The sequence below is a fragment of the Clostridium collagenovorans DSM 3089 genome (assembly GCF_900130005.1).
Taxonomy (GTDB): Bacteria; Bacillota; Clostridia; order Clostridiales; family Clostridiaceae; genus Clostridium_D; species Clostridium_D collagenovorans.
Genome location: NZ_FQXP01000004.1, coordinates 157,648 through 176,695 on the forward strand (window position 1 = coordinate 157,648; position 19,048 = coordinate 176,695).

The window sequence follows — 19,048 nt, forward strand, 5'->3', positions numbered from 1 at the left end:
TGATGGTTTCACATTTACACCTCTTTTCGCACAGGTGGTCTGGTATCAAAGGCATGGAGCAGTTCTTCAAATACAGGGTGGAACTGTATCACACCGACACGACCATATAAATCACTGATAAGGCATTGCCCGTTTTCCAAATCACGCAATCGCTTCTGATTGTTTTCGTCCTCTGGGTCTACACCAAAAAAGGCTAAGGTCTTTTTAATCTCGTTAAGGTCAGTGGAACGAAATGCAAATTTTAAGCCGAGGTTATTTTTCAGTTTTTCATCTAAGAGGTCGTCTGTATTTTGGGTCACGAAATATACCCCAGCGTTCATAGCACGACCAGCCCGAACCAGCTTCATAGATAGTGTTTTTCCTTGTGCTACCTGTAAAAAGCTCCATGCTTCGTCTAAATCTACAATCTTGAAAATGCTTCGGTCTGTATGGATAAAGTCTAAAGCAAAGGTACTAATGACAATCAGCATAGCAACGGATAAAAGCTCCATAGTGGTATATTCCTCAAAGGAAGTTTCCTTGTCGGGAAGTACCAAGTCCGCAACCTGTATAATGTTCAGTTGTTTTTCTAAGCTGATAGACTGCTCCACATAACCATTACTGAATAATAAATGTGCAAAGTCATAGTCTGTAAAACTTTCGATATGGTCGGCTATACTGGTACTTAGTGGCGTATTCTCAACCCGTAATTCCTCAATCACTTTCATCAACCCTCGTACTTCACTATTGGTTACTGCACGAATGGCTTTTCTAAGGATTGGGAAGCGTTCCCCATCACGAGAGGAAATCCCCGTAAGGAATGTCAGAATATCAATAGCCAGTGATTCAGAATCTTTGGGATTTTTCATAATCACATAAGGGTCAAGTAAGCCTTTGTTTTTCTCATCAGAAGTCAGAGTGACGATATTGATTTCATGGGAAATCTCTGGCAAGGTTTCTTTCCATCTGCCACGTTCTGCTTTTGGGTCTACAATCACTGCTTGTGCCCCATAAAGCACCGCATAATAGACGATAAGGTTATTCGCAAAGGATTTACCACCACCCAGCGAACCAACAAAAGCCGACGCTAACGCATTGGTTACTGAACCCTTAACCCCTTGACTGGCAAGAGCAGGTTTCAGATAGACATTGCGTCCAGTATCTAAGCTGTAGCCAACATAAATCCCCTCATTTTCCCCCAGCATTTGAGTAGCACCAAAACCTAAACCAGCGAGGAAATCAGAGGTCACGTATTGAATATAATCATTCATATAACGCTTGCTGGCAGGTAAAAATTCTTCATGTAAGCCGAGCATATCCCCAAATGGTCGTACCAGTTTTACGCTTAAATCGTCATAAAAATCTTTCACTTCATTACAACGACGTTTGAGTTCGTCAAGATCATTTGCTGATACCCTTACCACATAAGACAGCTTGTACATAGATTCCTTGCTTTGGTCTAAATTGGTTTCCAGCTCATTCACACTTTCCAGAGCTTCCGCCACATTGGAGCTGGTTTCATTATCACTTTGCCAAGCGTGGTTATCCAAGTCTTTCAGTTCTTTCTTTTTATTGCGGACAGTAGATAGGGCTTTACGATTCGCTACAATTTCCACATTCATTGACGTATCAATCGGGAATGTAAATTGCTGTTGCTGGTAGTAGAAGATTTCAGAGGACGGGAAGTCCAGTTCTCCGACAATGCTGTTAATGGTAAAGTAAGCTACATAGACGGTTTCATCTTCCTGCTGGATTTTCAAATATCGCTGTTTTTCTTCCACCAAACAGCGAGTAGGCTTAATCAAGTCATAGTATTTAATCAGCGTTTCATTATCCAGCTTTTTCTTTGATAGATGGTACTCATACTCTTCATAGGCAGTGCCTGTCTGTCCGTAAAGGTGTTCAATCAGATAGCCGAAGTCGTCCTTATCTAACCTGCGGATTTTGAAACGACGAGAGATTTTATTTTCTAAGAGCTTTTCCATCTTCTGAAAACGCAGGATTTCATCATTACTCATACTAACAAAATCGCCCATCAGCTTATGGTTCACATCATAGACAAAATCAGACAAAGCATTTTTTGCTTCAACGGTAAGACTTTTCATAGAAAACTCCTGATCGTTGAGAAGCAACTTAAAGCCGATAAAGAAACGGTAGTTCACTTGATTTTCGCCAATCATGGATATTAAAGCGTCTGTCTGTTGGTCGATTTTGTCATAGGCAACCGCTTTGAGCTTGCCAGTGACTTCATTTTTGGAACGCTCTTGTGCAGAACGTATGCTGGATTCTGTACTGATTTGTAAAGCATGAATTTTGCCATCACGATTTTGTGCGATAAGCTGTCTGAAAGAATCATGCACTTGTATTTTCTGTTCTGGACTTAGAAATGAGTAATTGTAAGGAACAAGCTCATAGTAAGCATAACATTCCCCGTCTTTATTCCAGACGAGATTGTTTTCAATGTATTTAATTGGATATGCCATAAAATTCACTCCTAACTGCTGTAATGGCTTCTTGTGGCTGGTTTCTGCCAAGCGTTACTTTTTTTCCTGCATAGGTCAGCTTTGGTCGCAGTGCATAAGCAATGACAGACTTCAAAAATCCATAAGGCTTTTTACCATCAAAAGTTTTTGTAGACATAAACCATGTGAAAGCCACAGGAATCCCAAAGTATTTGAGAAATGCTCCCTCTATCATGGAAAGAGGGGGCAAGTTGCCAAGTATCATCACTGCAAAGAGTGACACGACAAACCATGTCATTTGCGTAAAGGTTATGGGAAACGGAAGTCTAAAATCATTGATAGAATACAGTACCTTTTCCACAGACCAGATACTGGTATAGCTTCGTATTTTCTTCATGTAATCAATCCTTTCATAAAAAATAGGGGTAGCTGATTGAGCCACCCCGTAAAATAGAAAATCTGCCAGTAGTAATGTACCGACAGATTTAATAGACGATTTCAAAAATCCCATGATTGGTTGAGATAAACGTTCCTGAAAGGTCTAAATCCCGACCATAGGCTTGATAATCAATATAGTTTTGAAGACTAGCTGGTACTTCGCCTAAAGCACCCGTTTCTTCAATGTAGTAGCGTGCCACGTCATACATATCATCACAATCGGAATGAATGATAATATCCTCTTGATGTTCGCTTAGTTCTTCAATGCTTGAAAAATGAGTGAGCAGAGCAGATAGCTCCGATTGTAATTCTTCGGGTAATTCCGATACCATTTCCCATAGTCGATTGAGTTCGCCAATGGAAGTGTATTCGTCAACCGTAAAGGGTAACTCGTAGTCATGAATGGCGTATTCCTCATATTCATCATTCAAGCCGATTTTCTCTTTGACTTCCTCAAAGTCAATGGGAAAGGTAAACCACGCACCGACCAATTCGCCCTCATTGTATTTGCCTAAATTCGCAATATAGACTTGCATATCGTCCATATATTCACGTCCTTTCTTTGTAGAGATTCAAAAATCCCTACCGCACTTCGTTTGGTGTACCATTCCTTTGCGGAACATAAGAAAACCACTTATATTCCACAAAAGAACGGTTTTATTTAAGCACCAATAATGCGATTGAATAGCTCTAGTAAAATGTCTTTTACTCCAGCAGCGTTGAAGACTAAGCCAACCGCAATAATCGCAATAATTAAAAAGCCAATCAGTTTGCTAAACTCACGCTTGAAGCCAAGATACAAGCCAATCACAACGATTGCTAAAAGCACCAGTGATTGAGCGTTTGATAGAAACCAGTTATAAAGGTTTTGTCCAAAATTCATAAAAATGTTCTCCTCTCTATATTCAATGAATTTGTATTTGAGTTATTTTTTTGTTGTTATCACGTCCTGTTCTTTTACTGACTGTTGCTTCAAAATCTGCTTGTGTCGGTCTGTCAGTTTCGCATGGTCGAGAATGTCTTTTACAACCTGCGTCTGGTTGATTTCATCAAGTTTAATCGCAACCTTTAAGGTCGGGGCAACTTGATGAGATAGCCAGTTCAGCGTCCTTTGGAAGGAGTAAGGCTCTGGTTTTGTGGTTAGTTTTAATCGTTCACGATTGTTCCCAATAAACCAAGCCCATTCTTCATTCAGTTTCCAATCAGAACGAGGTTTGGAATCGTCTTTATCTACAAAACGGATATACCGATTGATAATTTTAAAGGCGGTATGCTCTGGATTGTCATAGACGAGTAAATCACGGACTGCATAATAGGCACGCTCATTTTTCAATCGAATCTCAAAACGGTTTTTTACTTCTGCGTCTTCAATGGGAATATCATTTTTCTTGTACTGCTCGTAGTCCTTTTCATAGATACAGAAATAAACTTCACTTTGTAATGAACCGATATAGAGGGTGTTTCCCATACATTCCTTTTCCTCTTTGCGTACCAGTTCGCCACTGCGATAGCTTTTAAAACTGCGGAAGACGGAGATACATTCTTCCTGTTGGCACTTTTCAGTGAGTACAGGGATATTTAAAATCCCTGTCTTATCGTTAATGGCAAGGTCAAGGCGTTTCATCACACCGCCAGCCACCAAAACGTCCATAAAGAACTCATACCAGCTTCTTTGTTGTGCCAGAAGATAGCTTTCAAATTGTCTGCACCCACGACCTTTCAATTCCACCAGAACTCCTTTGTCCAGTTCATGGGAGCAAAGGACGAATATGTCGCCTAAAGCATAATGCTCTGAATAAGAATAGAAACCATAGTCCTCATGAAGAAAATAGGACAGTTTCAGTTGTAAGATGTTTTCGACCACCTGCTGTACGTCTGTTGTCGGAAAGCGAATTCTTACATAATCAAACAGCATTTCAAGGGGAGCGTCGGGATTGAAGCGTTCCAGAGCTTCCCAAAGGGACTGCTGTAAATCCTCTGATGGCTTGACTTTTCCTGTTTCAATATCGCTTAGATACTGCCTTGTAATACCAGTCGCAACAGCTAAACGGTTTTGAGATAGTCCATAAGCCAAGCGTTTTTCTTTTAAATGCTGTAACCAAGTTTGTTCATTCAGTAAAAATCCCTCCAATCAAAAAGGCGTATGTCAACTTTTAAAGCCCATTTGACATACGCTGAAATTTTGTAAATCCCTTGTAACCAAAGGATTTTCTAATGTTTTTTTGACTGTTTCCTGTCGATTTGTACCCCCCTGTTAGATACGGGGGGTTAAGTGCTGGCGTGGCTATTGCCACACCAGCCAGCAAGATCAGTCCACACCTGCGACTTCCGCTTCGCACGTCGCCTGCGTGGACTGTCTGCTGTTGGATAACTTTTTAATTTCCTCCAAGAAATCATATCCTTTTGGTACAAGGGGAGTATAAAACTCTGATATGACACTTGTTCCTACATCAACATAGCCACGACCTTTGATTCGCTTTAAGAAGAAATCCTTTTGTACGTCACTGCCAAACATCATGCCATAGCCCATTTCAGACATACGACCTAAAGCCACTCTGAAATTAAACTGATCACGGATTCCGTCGCCTAAATATTTTGCGTCTGGACGTTGACAAGCCAGTATTAGAAAGAAGCCAGCTTGACGACCTAACATGACAATCTGTTTCAGCTTATTCATAACTGCGGTGTTTTCTTTTGTTCCCAGCATTTCCATGAAAGCGACGTATTCATCAAAGATTAAGAAGTGTGCCGGGAGACCTAAGTAAGCATAATTTTTGCCAGTCTTATAGTTCTTCATCTGCTTCATTTCCTCACTACGTTTCATCATTTCTTCATAGAATGTTTCAATGCAAGAAAGCAAGTCTTCTTTTCTATAGTAGACATTTGCCATCACAGAACCTAAGTCCGCAAGATCAGCATTTTTCGGGTCAAGAATATACAGTTTTGAATCTGTATGAAGCAAGGCTTCAATCAGTGTCAGTATAAAGTAAGTTTTACCGCCACCTGTACCACCAGCAATCAACATATGAGGGAGCTTATCATATTCCCACCATACGTTTTTCATTAAGCGAAGTTTACCATCTTTAGCTTCTACTTCATCAATAGAAATACGACTGGCTATGGTGTCATAGAGCAAAGTATATTCCACATAGGAATCCTTTAACTCTTTATCCGTCAGCTCACAGTACAAGCCACTCTCTAATTTCTTTTCCAAGTGTAAGAGTTGGTCTTGATATTTTCCCAGCGTGATTTCCACCCGTATCTGTATCAAGCCATTTTTAAGTCGATAATACATTTTAGGGAAGTAGGTTATCTTTTCCTTTGTACGACCAGCACTATCTTTAAAGAAACCCTCTGTTTTGACCTGTTCAGATTCATACCACTTGTTTTCAAGTATCATCTTTGCCAGTTTTTGACGGTGGTAAAGTTGTTTAACCGTATCATAGCGAACCCGTTTGAATACAAACGCTACCAGCAAGCAGATAAGAATTGCGACACTGAAACTGATAATTAAATAGGGAATGTCAATCTTATCTGCTTGTGATAGGTTAAAATCCTGCCAGTTGATCTGCTGGATTGTCTTCACATGAAACAGTCCGACAACCAGCAGGAAAACAGGCAGGAGTGACGCTATCGTAAAATGAAAGACTAAATCTTTACCAGATGGGCGAATCCTTTTACCACGCTGTTTCATGCGAAAAAGTCTCCTTTCTACCTAGCGACTATTTGTCTTGTGTCGGTTCTTTCTTTGCTTGTGGTTGAGCTTTGAATGAACTAGAATCCTTTGTCAGCACAATATCGTCTGCCTTGATATACCAGTCAACATCTGCTCCTTGATAGGTGGCAGTAGCAACGGTGTCCGCAATGGGATTGATAAGTTCCACCCGTGCGTTATAATCAAACTCTTTCAAAGGCACGCTGGCAGGAATACTTACTTGAATCATGCGTCCTTGTCCTTTGGATTTTAAGTCATAGGTACGTTCCTTGATTTCATCTGAAACCGACCCGTCTTCATTTTGGATTCTCACTTCACGACGTAGAGCAGAGAATTTCAATTCTCCAAAAGTCGTGTCTTTATCTAATACAATGCCATTTGCTAATCTCATCATTTTTCCTCTCTTTCTTTATTCTTTTATCATGTCGTCAGCATGTAAAAGGTAATTTGTAAAACCACGAGTGCCGATTTTGTAGCCCTCTGCGGTAATACGTGGATTGACTAACTTCACACGTTCCTCAAAGCCGAAATGTTTTTCGCCAGCTTCAGCAGGAAGCACCACCACAATATCATCTGCTCTTTGAACATCAGAATAGAGATTATAGCTTCTTGATAAGACAGTTAGCCGTCCGTTGATTCTTCGCTGAACGACTTTATCCTCGCCAGCAAATTCTAAATTGCCGAATGTTTTTTCCATGTTGGGAATCACAAATTTAAGTTCCATATTTTTACCTATCCTTTCTTTTTTATTGGCTGAATGAATGTTTGATGGTCTTAAAGAGTGGGGAACGACCTTTTGATTCTTGATTTTTTGTTTTCATAAGTTCACTTCCTTTCAAAATCGGGTAAAAAAATAGACACCTCATTTTTTGAAGTGTCTACCTATTAAATATTCAAATTTTATTGGAAGTATCTTTATATCTTCACTTTTCAAGGATAAATCGTCGTATCAAAGCTCATTCATAAGTAGTAAATTAGTAGTAAATTGAGTGGTTTTGACCTTGATAAAGTGTGATAAGTCCAGTTTTTATGCGGATAACTAGATTTTTATGCTATTTTTATAATAAAAAAAGAGCTCATTTTATATAAGGTGCTATTTTAATTTAAGAAAACATTATTAAAAAGGGTGGTACCGCGAATATTTTGCCCCTTGAGTATAAAACTCAAGGGGCTAATTTTTTTGGAGGTAATTGAGATGAAAAGAATTTTAATAAGTGAGTTGAGAAATCATTTGAATAAAGAAGTATGTGTTGAAGGATGGATTCATAAAGTTAGAAAATTAAAAGCTGTAACCTTTGTAATTCTAAGAGATAGGTCAGGACTTCTTCAATGTGTACTTGATAATAATAGCTTTGAGGCTTTGGAATTAACATTAGAGTCTGTTGTATCTATTGATGGAATTGTTAAAGAAGGTAAGAATGCATTGAATTCCTTTGAACTACAAATAGAAGATATAAATATTATTAGCAAGGTTAATGGAGAGCTTCCAATAGAAATAAATAAGGAAAACTTAGAAATAAATTTAGATACAATGCTTAATAATAGAGTGTTAAGCCTAAGGCATAGAAAGATTAGTTCTATTTTTAAGGTGCAAAATTTAATAGTGAATTCCTTTAGAGAATTCTTGAATAAGGAGGGATTTACAGAAATTCATACTCCTAAGATTGTTAAGGAAGGGGCAGAGGGTGGAACTGAGGTTTTTGAAGTAAAATACTTTGAAAATAAAGCTTATTTAGCACAAAGTCCACAATTCTACAAACAGATGATGGTTGGAGCAGGCTTTGAAAGAGTATATGAGGTTGCACATGCATACAGAGCAGAAGAGCATAATACCAATAGACATCTTAATGAATATGTAAGCATGGACTTAGAGATGGGATTTATAGAAAATGAATATGACATTATGGACTTAGAAGAAAGTTTTTTAAGATTTATGATAAATTATTTAGAAAAGCAAGGAGGGGAATATATTCAGTTATTGGATGTGAAATTACCAGTAATAACTGAAAAAATACCAAGAATAAAATTTAAAGAAGCAGTTGAAATTTTGAAGAAAACTTACAATAAGGAAGGTATTGAAGAGGACTTGGATCCAGAGGCAGAAAAACTTTTATGTAAGTATGTGAAGGAGAAATTTAATAGCGACTTTGTATTTTTAACTAATTATCCAAGGAAAAAGAGACCTATGTATACTATGCCTTGTGGTAATGAGGAAACTCATAGCTTCGACCTTTTGTTTAGAGGAATAGAAATTACCACTGGTGGACAAAGAATTCATGAATATAATATGCTTGTAGAGAACATGAAGTATAAAGGACTTAATCCTAGTAATTATGAAAGTTATTTAGAGCTATTTAAGCATGGAATGCCTAAACATGGTGGTATTGCTATAGGCTTAGAAAGAATAACAGCAAAGATTTTAGGGTTAGAAAATGTAAGGGAAGCTACATTGATTCCAAGGGATAGAAAAAGACTAGTTCCTTAATAAAATTTTAACTAATAACTAAAATACAAAAATCATTTGCTTAAGTGAAGAATTAACTATTAATTAAGAAAAGATATATAGATAAAATCTAAATTATTTAAAAATCTATAATATATGGGTTGTTATATTGATAAATTTATATACAACATAATGGATTTGGAATTGATTTGCAAAACTCAGTGTATTGTAAATATTATTTTTTAGTGTGACAGCCCAATATATTAGGTTACTTTTAAAGAATAAAACATTCATTTAGCTTATAGTATATGATAAAATATCTATAAAAATAAAATATTCAAAATAAAGTAAGAATATGGTTTGAAAGTCTATTTTGTAGTTTATTACTTAGAATAATTCTAAAGAGCCATATAAAATAACCTATTTCATGTATTTACATAATATTAGATAAATATAGCCTTCAAATCTATGCTAAATTATAAAGAAAAATTTCTAGAGGTGATATATGAATATATTTGAATATAATCGAATTATTATTATTGGCAATAATGGTAGTGGTAAAAGTTTTTTAGCTAGAGAAATAGGTGCTATAACGGGATTACCAGTTACTCATTTAGATGCGCAATTTTGGGGTCCTAATTGGGAGAAGCCAACAAAGGAACAATGGATAACTAAGCAAAGTGAATTTATATCAAAGGAAAAATGGATTATAGATGGTAATCATACAGAAACAATGGAATTAAGAGTTAAAAATGCAGAATTAATAATATTTCTTGATATAAATAGACTTGTATGTTTATTTAGTGTACTTAAACGATATGGTACAAAACGAGCAGATATGCCTCAAAACCTTGAAGAAAGATTTGATTTAGAGTTTTTTAAATTTTTAAAAGGTCTATGGACATTTAATAAAACTAGAAAAGAGGTTATTAATGATCTACATAAAAGATATTCACATAAGCCTTTTTTAGTTCTTAGAAGTAGGAGAGAAATAAATAATTTATTAAAACAATTGAATATTATGTAATAAAATGTTATATACATATTATAGTTATAAAGGTATGAGATTTATTTTAGTATGACAGAGCAATATTAAGTAGATGATAAATTGAAAAAACAAGACTAAAAAAAGCCTTGTTTTTTTATTATATAAATTTTAGTATATTATTTTTATATTGAATAAAACAAACCTTAGAAAAGTTATAGATAACAATTATTAATTATTATTTTTCATTAATATATAATCATAATAAGCAGATATGTACTCTTCATCATCTAGTTTTCTTTTGATTATTCGTTTTTCCTTGTATAGAATTTCAAATTCACCGAAATATTGTTCGATTTCAGTATCATTATAATGACAATAAAGCACTTCATCATTATCATTGATATCTATGAATTCTCCATTACCTATCGCAGTACCTTTACCATATGAATCACATTCTTCACTTAAAAAATTCACATAACATAGTCCTCCATATTTTAATACTCGGTAAAACTCTAATAATGCAAGTGAAAAGTCTGCTTTTCTTATATGAACTGATGTATTATATGAAAATAAGAAACTAAAAAATTCGTTATCAAATGGAATTTTCATCATGTCACCTTGTATAATATTTAAATCTAAATTATGTTCATCACAGAATAAATTAGCCTTTTGTAATTGGTCTTTACATAATTCAATTCCATAAGTTTTATATCCAAACTCGTAAAATAAAGAAAGAGGTAGATTATTGTTTAGAAAATTAAAAGTAGTTAATTTATACTCTCAGTGGTAACTTTAAAGTGCCTAATTGTTAAGTTCTTCAGCTATTAGTACAATAAAGACAAGTTAAAGGTAACTTATAAAAAGAAAATAAAGTTATATATTAAAGGAGGTGAACTTTAGTAAGGGAATGGATTTTAATAATGAATTCTCTTACTGAAGATAATTATGTTAAAACATGTAAATGAAAAAGAATTTGAAATAGAAGTATTAAATGAGGATAAATTAGTTGTTGTTGATTTCTTTGCAACTTGGTGTGGACCTTGTAAGATGTTAGCACCTGTATTAGAAGAAATTCAAGGGGAAATGGATAATGTAAAAATAGTTAAAGTAGATATAGATGAAAATCCTAATTTAGCTGCTCAATATGGAGTTAGCAATATACCTACAATAAAATTATTTAAAAATGGAGATGCTATTACTACAAAGGTTGGGTTTGCACCTAAGGATTCTTTAGTTGGAATGATAGAAAACGCTCATAAGGGTAAAAGCAATTCAATCTTATAAATCATAGATATTTATAATTAATAAAAAATTGTAACTATGAATATTATACATTTGTGATATATAATATATCTACCTATCTTACTATAGTAGGAAGATAGTATTTTAAAAATAATATATTAAGTTCTAATGAAGAACTTATATTTAAGGAATATTATATGGGAGGAAAGAATGTATAATATAGATTCAATTATGTACGGTTGTCCTGTTGAGGCATTATCCAATATATTAGGAAAAAAGTGGGTAGCTCAAATTATATGGAGTATACAAGATAAAAGTATTAGATTTGGTGAACTTCAAAGAAGGCTAGATGGATGTAGTAAAAAAATGCTTACACAGCAACTAGAGATGTTAATTGAGAATAACATCATAATAAATGATAAAAAAACAATAAATAACATTGTAGAATCAACTTATTATTTAAGTGAAGCAGGGATATTATTATTACCCATTATGTCAAAAATGATAAAGTGGAGCAATGATAATCTTGCTTGTGGAAGATAATTAAATAAATAGTATTAAATAATAGCTAATATAAGGTTGTTATTTAATACTATTTTTTATATAAGGTATATAATTGTATCTTAATTATTAGAGGTTTAAAAAGTAAAGTTTAGAAATTATGATTCAGGAGGAATTTTCAGTGGAAAATATCAATTTTTTTATTGTGTTTATAGAGGGAATATTATCGATTTTCTCGCCGTGTATTTTGCCGATACTTCCCATATATTTAAGTATGTTGTCTAATAGTAGTGTAGATGATTTAAAAAGTTCTAACTCTTCAAAGAGCGTTTTAATAAAAAATACTATATTCTTTACATTAGGTATCTCTATGACCTTTTTCATATTAGGGTCCTCAATAAGTGTATTAAGCTCATTCTTCACAACTAATAAAAATATTATAATGTTAATAGGGGGAATTATAATATTAATTATGGGGTTGTTCTATTTAGGGGTAATAAAATCTAATTTCTTAAATAGAGAGAAAAGAATTAATGTTGAATATAAAACAATGTCACCATTATCAGCTTTTTTCTTAGGGTTTACATTTAGTTTTGGTTGGACTCCATGTATTGGACCAATATTAGCTTCAGTTCTAGTTATGGCATCTAGTTCAAGCAGTTTTCTTACAGCTAATTTATTAATCTTAATTTACACAATAGGATTTATTTTACCATTTATAATAGCATCAGTATTTTATAGTAAGTTATATAAAAAGTTTGATAAAGTTAAGAAGTACATGAACGAGATTAAGAAGATAAGTGGAATCTTTATTATAATAGCTGGGTTAATCATGCTAGTAAATGGAGTTATGGGAATAAATAGAGAGCTATCAACTAATAGAGAATCAGGAAATCAAACTCAAAGTAGTGAAAATAGTAATGGTTCAAGTAATGTTGTAGAAAATAAAGAGAAAAAAAGTAAGGAGGAAGCAATAAAAGCGTTAGACTTTACTTTATATGATCAATATGGAAATGAACATAAACTTAGTGAATATAAGGGTAAAACTATATTTTTAAACTTCTGGGCAACTTGGTGTCCACCATGTAGAGAGGAAATGCCTTATATAGATGAATTATATAAAGAGTATAATGAAAATAACGATGATGTAATAATACTTGGAGTATCAACTCCTAATGTGGGGAGAGAAGGCTCTGCAGACCATGTAAAGGATTTTTTAAACAAGGAAGGATATACTTTCCCAGTTGTTTTTGATGAAAAGTCACCTATGGCATTTGAGTATGGTATAAATGCATTCCCTTCAACCTTTATAATAAACAAAGAGGGATATATAACTAAATATATTCCAGGAGCAATGAGTAAAAAAACTATGAAGAATTTAATAGAGAGTGAAAGATAAGTTGTAAGTAAATGATTCACAATGAATATTATGACTTAGTGTAAAATTAATTCTAAGCTTTAAGTAGAGTATATATATCTTAAAGCTTAGAATTTTTGTGTTTATATGAGTAAATTTTAGTGTGTTTAAGTTAGCTTATTAAAGTAATATTAAGGTTAACTAGGTTATAAAATTAAGCTTAGCTTACCACTATTCATTTTATAAATCTCATCACATAAAATTTCGATATCTTCTTTATTGTGACTAGCTATTAATATAGTTACATTTTGAGACTTTAATTTTAGTAGTAAGTCTCTTACTAATTCTACTCCTTCTTCGTCTAAACCATTCATAGGTTCATCTAAAATCAATAATTTTGGATTTTCCATTATTGCTTGAGCTATTCCTAATCTTTGTTTCATGCCTAAAGAATACTTTTTAACGGGAGTTTTATCTTCTGCATCTAAGCCTAAAAGATTTATAGAATCTTTAATTTGCTGTTCACCTATACAATGCTTTATACTAGCTAACATTTCTAAATTTTTAAAACCACTATATTGAAGTAAGAACCCAGGGTTTTCAATTATAACACCAGTATCTTCTGGTAAATCTCCTTTATGTATAGCTTTGTTAAAAACAAATATTTCTCCTTCACTTGGCTTTATAAAGCCACAGATTGACTTGAATAACATAGTTTTACCTGAACCATTTCGTCCAACTATACCGTAGATTTTACCAGGCTCAAGATTTAAATTCACTTTATCTAATATTACCTTAGAGCCCACTATCTTAGATAAATTATTTATTTGTATAATATTATTTTTCAATAAATATCCCTCCCCATAAACAATGACTTAATGCCATAAAATGTAATAACTAAAAATACTAATATTAAAGTTATAGAAAATACGTAATTAAAATTATAAGAAATATGTTTTATTAACATACCTTGACTAATTAACAAATACTTATTTATATTTCCTTCTATAGAAGTTGAAATAATAGTAAAGAAAAATATTAGTGTAAAAACTAAATTTTCATTTTTTATAAAGAAAAACATTAATATTCCTATTAGAGAAAATGTGTAACTAAATAATATGCATAATAGGAAAATTTTAAAGAGATAAATTGAATTTATAGTAGTAAATAATAGTTTTAAGTTAAATGAAATTAATACAAGGAAGCCTATTAAATAATATAAAATGCAAATGCAAAACATAGAGACTAATAAACTATTAATAAAGGTTTTTTTATCTGAAACTCTTAATAATGTCATGTGGAGCTTCTCGTATACTTCAGTATAAAATAATTTTAGTATAATATATAAAATAAAGAATTGAATAGCACTCCATTTTAAAAATTCTATTGGCAATTCACTTATTTTAGGTACTCCGTAAAAGGATAGGTTTAGTAATTCGTTAAAGGTATTAATTTCATATGAACTTAAGGTTATTAAGTTTACAAGAATAAATAATATAGACACTTGGAATATATTTTTTTTAGAAATAAAACCTAATACATTATTTTTTACAATATTTAAGTTTATGTTCATAAAATTACTTTTCATAATAAAAGTCCACCTTAGATTTTATTATATTTCCTATAATGATTAATACTGTAATTAATATTACCCAATATAATATTCTATAAACTATGCTAAATACATTAATATCACCAATTGGAAAACTCAAGATAATGAGATTATAATATAAAGATATTTTCCTTATAAAATCAACTCCTAAATCACCAGTATAAATAACTATATTTAAGCAGTTTATAAAAAACATAATAGAAAATGAAATAATTTTATTTTTTATAATTAAAGAAAGAATAAAAATTGATAGTCCTATAACTATAAAAAAACAAATTACAAAAAAGAAGTTTATGAGAACAAAAGTTAATGGTGAAAATGTTTTCATAATGTATGAAAGCATTTCTTGACTGTATAAGTAAGTTATTGTATTGTTACTTGCTAAATTAACAATATATTGGCTCCAAGAATTATTTAAATCTAGTTTAATAACTCCTTGTAAAAAACATTGAGAAAATATTACAGTTGCAAAAGTAAATGAATAAAGAAAAATTTTATATACATTAAATTTATACCATTCCATGCTACTGGAATTCTTTAAAAAAACATATTTATAAAAGCCTTTATTAGAAGTTATATTGTAGTATAGTAAACAAAATAATAAAAATAGCATATAAGCAATCGCTAAATAGCTATTAGAAAGTGAAATACTTATATCATATATATTAAGTTGACTTACATTATTATATTTTAGAAGTAATAAATATTCAGAAAATACATAAGTTATCAAAGCTATTAAAACAAAATAATTAATTTTCATATTTCCTATAGTAATTTTTAAGTAGTAATAAAATTTATTCTTCACTGTTTTTTTCACCCCAAAAACAAAATAATGATATTCCAATAAATAATAAGATAGCTTCGTATATTAAAAGGTTAGCAATGGTCAAATATAAGTTATATGATATATCAAATAAAATAGAAACATTTAAATTAAAGATATCATTTATACCAAACACATAGAATATAGTTCCAGAAATCAAAACATATACAAATGGAACTATTATTGTAAGATACTTATTTTTAACTACCTTAGAAAGTCCCATAGAGAAAGTTGAAAATACAATACTGGAAAGCATTGTTACTAAAAGCACGATACCTATATATCCTATTTTGGATATAAAAAATACTTCATGGAAGGCTCCTACCACTTCTATTTCAGTACCATTTATGCCATGTCTTAAAATAAGAAAACTTAACATTATTATTTGCGGAATTACTATAGTAAAAGCACTTACCATGGCATTAACAATTAATCTGACCTTAAGATAATCTTTTCTTTTTATTTTTATAAAGAGAAATTTTGAAATTCCAGATGTCTCATCTTCTATGTATTTAGTCGAGCTTGGAAGGCAACATATAATAGGTGCTAATAATGGCAATAGGTATATGTTACTTCGTATAAAAAATATTGTTCCATCTGAATTAGGGTATGGAAATTTACAATCAGACACATATGGTATTAATAGTGATACCATAACCATTATCATAGCCATTAAGTTTATTTTAGAAAAAAAACATCTTTTTACTTCATATTTTACATAATTATTCACATAAAAACCTCCTTGAAATTATTGAATGATATTTTAAAAATATAATTAATAGAAAAAACCATAGTAAAATATTTTTTATTATACTTAAGATAATTAAAATAGTTACTATGGTTTTCAATTATACTTTCAATATTAACTTTAAAAATACAAATACCTTAGTAAATTAAGGAGTGTATGTCCCGCTAACAAACATTTTATGGTATACAGTTGGACCAGTTTTAATACCTAATCCAATGTTAGTACCGATTAAAGCAGATGCATGAGATTCATTAACATAATATGCATACTTTGGTCCTGTACCATGTGCGGAGGATCTATTCGTTTCATCACTAGTTATAGAGTTTCCGATTTTATATCCCCAGAAGTCATATCTGTCTCCAGAATCTACATGGGTAACATTATTAACTAAGGCTGGATATTTAGAATCTTTTTTTACATTTCCGATTCCATGACTTCCAGTAGCATTTAGTGTTATTCCATATTGAGCTGTTGCAGCAAATGCTGAGATAGCAGAAAGTGAAACTCCACCAGCGATTAAAAGTGATAAAAATAATTTGATTTTCTTATTTTTCATAGTTGTATCCCCTTATGAATATTTATTTTAACACTTGAAGAATACTAAGTGTTAATTGCAAAAACTTAATAATATATATTTTATAAATTTACAAATGTTATAAAACGAAATTTAATTGGAATTTAATTGGAATTTAATGAGTCAAATACACTATAATTGATTTTATGATAAAATAACGATTTAAATTCGGATGAAATTTATTACATTATGAATTATATTTGGCAATTATATTGTATAAATTTTAGATAATATTGTCAATAGTTTTTTAAAAATAAAATCATAAAGACTATGTTATAGAGTAAATATGTAAAATATTAATATTTAATCTAAAAGAAGTGAAATAGTTATAATAATCCCATAACATAAAACTTATCCTTATTACATATTATGTGATATTATATAAATAAATATAAAAAATATATATTATAGGAATGGATTATAAAATTAGTTAAAGGAATAAGTGGTGGGATGGATTTAATATACAAATTTAAGGATATTACAGAGGAGAATATTACGAAATGGTATAGTCTAAGTGGTGATGAGTTTTGTAATATGAAACCCTATACATTAGACGAAAAATTAAGTATAGAAAAAGAGATACTGTATTCTATAGATGGAAGCTTTGGAACTTTAAATGAATTTCCAGAAGAAGAAGAGAAAAGAAAAAAGTGGGTAAAGGATTTTACTTCTTTAATAGAAAGCCAGTTTAGGGGTATAAGTATACTTGATGAGGAGTTAAAGGATTATTTTCTTTCTTCTGGTATTGGAGAGGCAATAAAAAAGTTTTTATGTAGGGCTGTTAAGGAAGAGGAAACTCTTACTATAGAAAATATAATGCAAGCAATGAAGAACTTCATAGTCATGAATATAATCCAATTGATATTAGGAAAGGACGTTGAAGTTACGGAATCGGCTTATGCATATAGTATGTTGTATCCGTACACTGATAATTATTTAGATGATCCTTTATTAAATAGCAATATGAAGACAAAGATAAATGAAAGACTTTATAAAAAGCTTAAGGGTGAAGAAATAAGTAGTAATAATATATATGAAGATAAGCTTTTTTCCTTAGTTGATAATATAGAATCTCAATATTCAAGAGAGGCCTTTGAAGAGGTCTTTGAAAGTTTAGTGCTTATCCATGAAGCGCAAGTAAGAAGTCTTATCCAACAGGAAAATATAATTCCTTTTCAAAATGACATTATCTCTATAAGTTTCTCTAAGGGAGGCACTTCAGTATTAGCAGATGGGTATTTAGTTGCAGGTGAATTAAGTGAAAATGCAATAAGATTTTTACTTGGTTATGGAGTTGTGCTTCAACTAGGTGATGATATTCAAGATATAAAAAGTGATAAATTAAGCAATAGTAATACTATATTTTCTATATTGGCTGGGAAATATAATTTAGAAGCACTTACTAATAAACTATTTAGGTTTATAGATAATTTAGTGTCCATAGATTTACAAAGTATGGATTTTGAAAAAAAGGAACTTATGACAAAATTCATAAGAGAAAATAGCTTTTTACTTGTATTATATTCTGTATGTAGAAGTAAAACATACTTTGAAAGAAGGTATATTAAAGAGCTTGAAAGATATTTACCTGTTAGAGTTAAGTTTTTAAAGATGGTGGATAAGAAGATTAAAAAGCAATCTAAGAGGTTTAAAAAGAACTTTAGTGAAGAAGATTTTAAGCTTATATGCAAGTATTTAGAAGAATAAATATAATTTTAAATAAAAAATCATAATTACAATTAAAGATTTGAATTAGTATGGGTAATAATTATTAATAAAGTTCCTACTTAAACTGTAACATGAAGAGATAGTTTGAGCAGGAGCTTTATTTATTATGTTTATAAAATTATTTTAATATATTTTAAATCTTATTAAGACTTATTTTTAAAGTATTCAGTATATTTATAATTTTCACAAAATATTTTTAAAATTTTCAAAAAATACTATAAAAACATACATAAAGTATCTTTTTTTTAGTTTTTAAGCAATATTTTATCTTTTTTTCATGATTTTTATGAATATTTTTAATTTTTTATTAATAAAACTATTGTGTTGTTTATTAGAATAGTATACAATAATTTCTATAAAACATTATTAAAGTATATTTAGGTATTTAATTTAAAAACTTTAATATATTTGTTATTTTAGTTGAAGGATATTTTTGGT

17 protein-coding genes and 1 pseudogene are annotated in these 19,048 nt (G+C 31.1%); 6 read left to right on the forward strand and 12 right to left on the reverse strand.

Annotated features, from left to right (window positions below; genetic code table 11):
- Positions 1-14: 14 nt before the first annotated feature.
- The 8 genes from tcpF to BUA48_RS05275 all read right to left on the reverse strand — a co-directional run bounded on the left by tcpF (position 15) and on the right by BUA48_RS05275 (position 7,318).
- Entirely contained in the window at positions 15-2,462 is a 2,448-nt protein-coding gene (gene tcpF, locus BUA48_RS05235) for a conjugal transfer ATPase TcpF (RefSeq protein WP_000331160.1), read from the reverse strand.
- Positions 2,446-2,838 carry a conjugal transfer protein gene (locus BUA48_RS05240; protein ID WP_000723888.1) on the reverse strand — a complete coding sequence of 131 codons (393 nt, stop codon included), beginning with the start codon at positions 2,836-2,838 and terminating at the stop codon, positions 2,446-2,448. The genes tcpF and BUA48_RS05240 overlap by 17 nt, the downstream gene beginning before the upstream one ends.
- An 88-nt stretch (positions 2,839-2,926) precedes the next feature.
- Positions 2,927-3,424 (reverse strand): antirestriction protein ArdA, encoded by a 498-nt coding sequence (locus tag BUA48_RS05245; protein ID WP_000342539.1) that lies wholly within the window; start codon positions 3,422-3,424, stop codon positions 2,927-2,929.
- A 116-nt stretch (positions 3,425-3,540) separates the two neighbouring features.
- A complete protein-coding gene (locus BUA48_RS05250; RefSeq protein ID WP_001009056.1) occupies positions 3,541-3,762 on the reverse strand; it encodes a hypothetical protein in 222 nt (73 codons plus the stop codon).
- A gap of 42 nt (positions 3,763-3,804) precedes the next feature.
- Complete coding sequence (gene mobT / locus BUA48_RS05255) at positions 3,805-4,995, reverse strand: MobT family relaxase (protein ID WP_191619837.1); 1,191 nt, start codon at positions 4,993-4,995, stop codon at positions 3,805-3,807.
- Between the two features lie 192 nt (positions 4,996-5,187).
- Complete coding sequence (locus BUA48_RS05265) at positions 5,188-6,573, reverse strand: FtsK/SpoIIIE domain-containing protein (protein ID WP_000813488.1); 1,386 nt, start codon at positions 6,571-6,573, stop codon at positions 5,188-5,190.
- A gap of 28 nt (positions 6,574-6,601) precedes the next feature.
- Entirely contained in the window at positions 6,602-6,985 is a 384-nt protein-coding gene (locus BUA48_RS05270) for a YdcP family protein (protein WP_001234286.1), read from the reverse strand.
- 18 nt (positions 6,986-7,003) lie between these two features.
- Positions 7,004-7,318 (reverse strand): YdcP family protein, encoded by a 315-nt coding sequence (locus tag BUA48_RS05275; RefSeq protein ID WP_000420682.1) that lies wholly within the window; start codon positions 7,316-7,318, stop codon positions 7,004-7,006.
- 471 nt (positions 7,319-7,789) lie between these two features.
- On the opposite strand from BUA48_RS05275, the gene aspS reads away from it, so the two are divergent.
- A complete protein-coding gene (aspS, locus tag BUA48_RS05280) occupies positions 7,790-9,079 on the forward strand; it encodes an aspartate--tRNA(Asn) ligase (protein WP_072830829.1) in 1,290 nt (429 codons plus the stop codon).
- Positions 9,080-9,542: 463 nt separating this feature from the next.
- Positions 9,543-10,064 carry a P-loop NTPase family protein gene (locus BUA48_RS05285; RefSeq protein ID WP_072830830.1) on the forward strand — a complete coding sequence of 174 codons (522 nt, stop codon included), beginning with the start codon at positions 9,543-9,545 and terminating at the stop codon, positions 10,062-10,064.
- Between the two features lie 189 nt (positions 10,065-10,253).
- Here the strand turns inward: BUA48_RS05285 and BUA48_RS05290 are convergent.
- Positions 10,254-10,745: pseudogene (locus BUA48_RS05290) on the reverse strand (class I SAM-dependent methyltransferase); the annotation flags it as partial.
- A 225-nt stretch (positions 10,746-10,970) separates the two neighbouring features.
- Between BUA48_RS05290 and trxA the strand changes: the two are divergent.
- The 3 genes from trxA to BUA48_RS05305 all read left to right on the forward strand — a co-directional run bounded on the left by trxA (position 10,971) and on the right by BUA48_RS05305 (position 13,167).
- Complete coding sequence (gene trxA / locus BUA48_RS05295; RefSeq protein ID WP_072830832.1) at positions 10,971-11,309, forward strand: thioredoxin; 339 nt, start codon at positions 10,971-10,973, stop codon at positions 11,307-11,309.
- A gap of 168 nt (positions 11,310-11,477) precedes the next feature.
- Entirely contained in the window at positions 11,478-11,810 is a 333-nt protein-coding gene (locus BUA48_RS05300; protein WP_072830834.1) for a winged helix-turn-helix transcriptional regulator, read from the forward strand.
- A 139-nt stretch (positions 11,811-11,949) separates the two neighbouring features.
- Complete coding sequence (locus BUA48_RS05305) at positions 11,950-13,167, forward strand: cytochrome c biogenesis protein/redoxin (RefSeq protein ID WP_072830836.1); 1,218 nt, start codon at positions 11,950-11,952, stop codon at positions 13,165-13,167.
- Between the two features lie 164 nt (positions 13,168-13,331).
- On the opposite strand, the gene BUA48_RS05310 is transcribed toward BUA48_RS05305, so the two are convergent.
- From BUA48_RS05310 to BUA48_RS05330, 3 genes are all read right to left on the reverse strand, one after another.
- Positions 13,332-13,973: an ABC transporter ATP-binding protein gene (locus BUA48_RS05310; RefSeq protein WP_072830838.1), complete on the reverse strand. Its 642-nt coding sequence runs from the start codon at positions 13,971-13,973 to the stop codon at positions 13,332-13,334.
- A 1,558-nt stretch (positions 13,974-15,531) separates the two neighbouring features.
- Entirely contained in the window at positions 15,532-16,290 is a 759-nt protein-coding gene (locus tag BUA48_RS05325; protein ID WP_072830844.1) for a hypothetical protein, read from the reverse strand.
- A gap of 163 nt (positions 16,291-16,453) precedes the next feature.
- Entirely contained in the window at positions 16,454-16,864 is a 411-nt protein-coding gene (locus BUA48_RS05330) for a hypothetical protein (RefSeq protein WP_072830846.1), read from the reverse strand.
- A gap of 468 nt (positions 16,865-17,332) precedes the next feature.
- Here BUA48_RS05330 and BUA48_RS05335 point away from each other — a divergent pair, with 468 nt between their 5' ends.
- Positions 17,333-18,589 carry a hypothetical protein gene (locus tag BUA48_RS05335; protein ID WP_072830848.1) on the forward strand — a complete coding sequence of 419 codons (1,257 nt, stop codon included), beginning with the start codon at positions 17,333-17,335 and terminating at the stop codon, positions 18,587-18,589.
- Positions 18,590-19,048 lie beyond the last annotated feature (459 nt).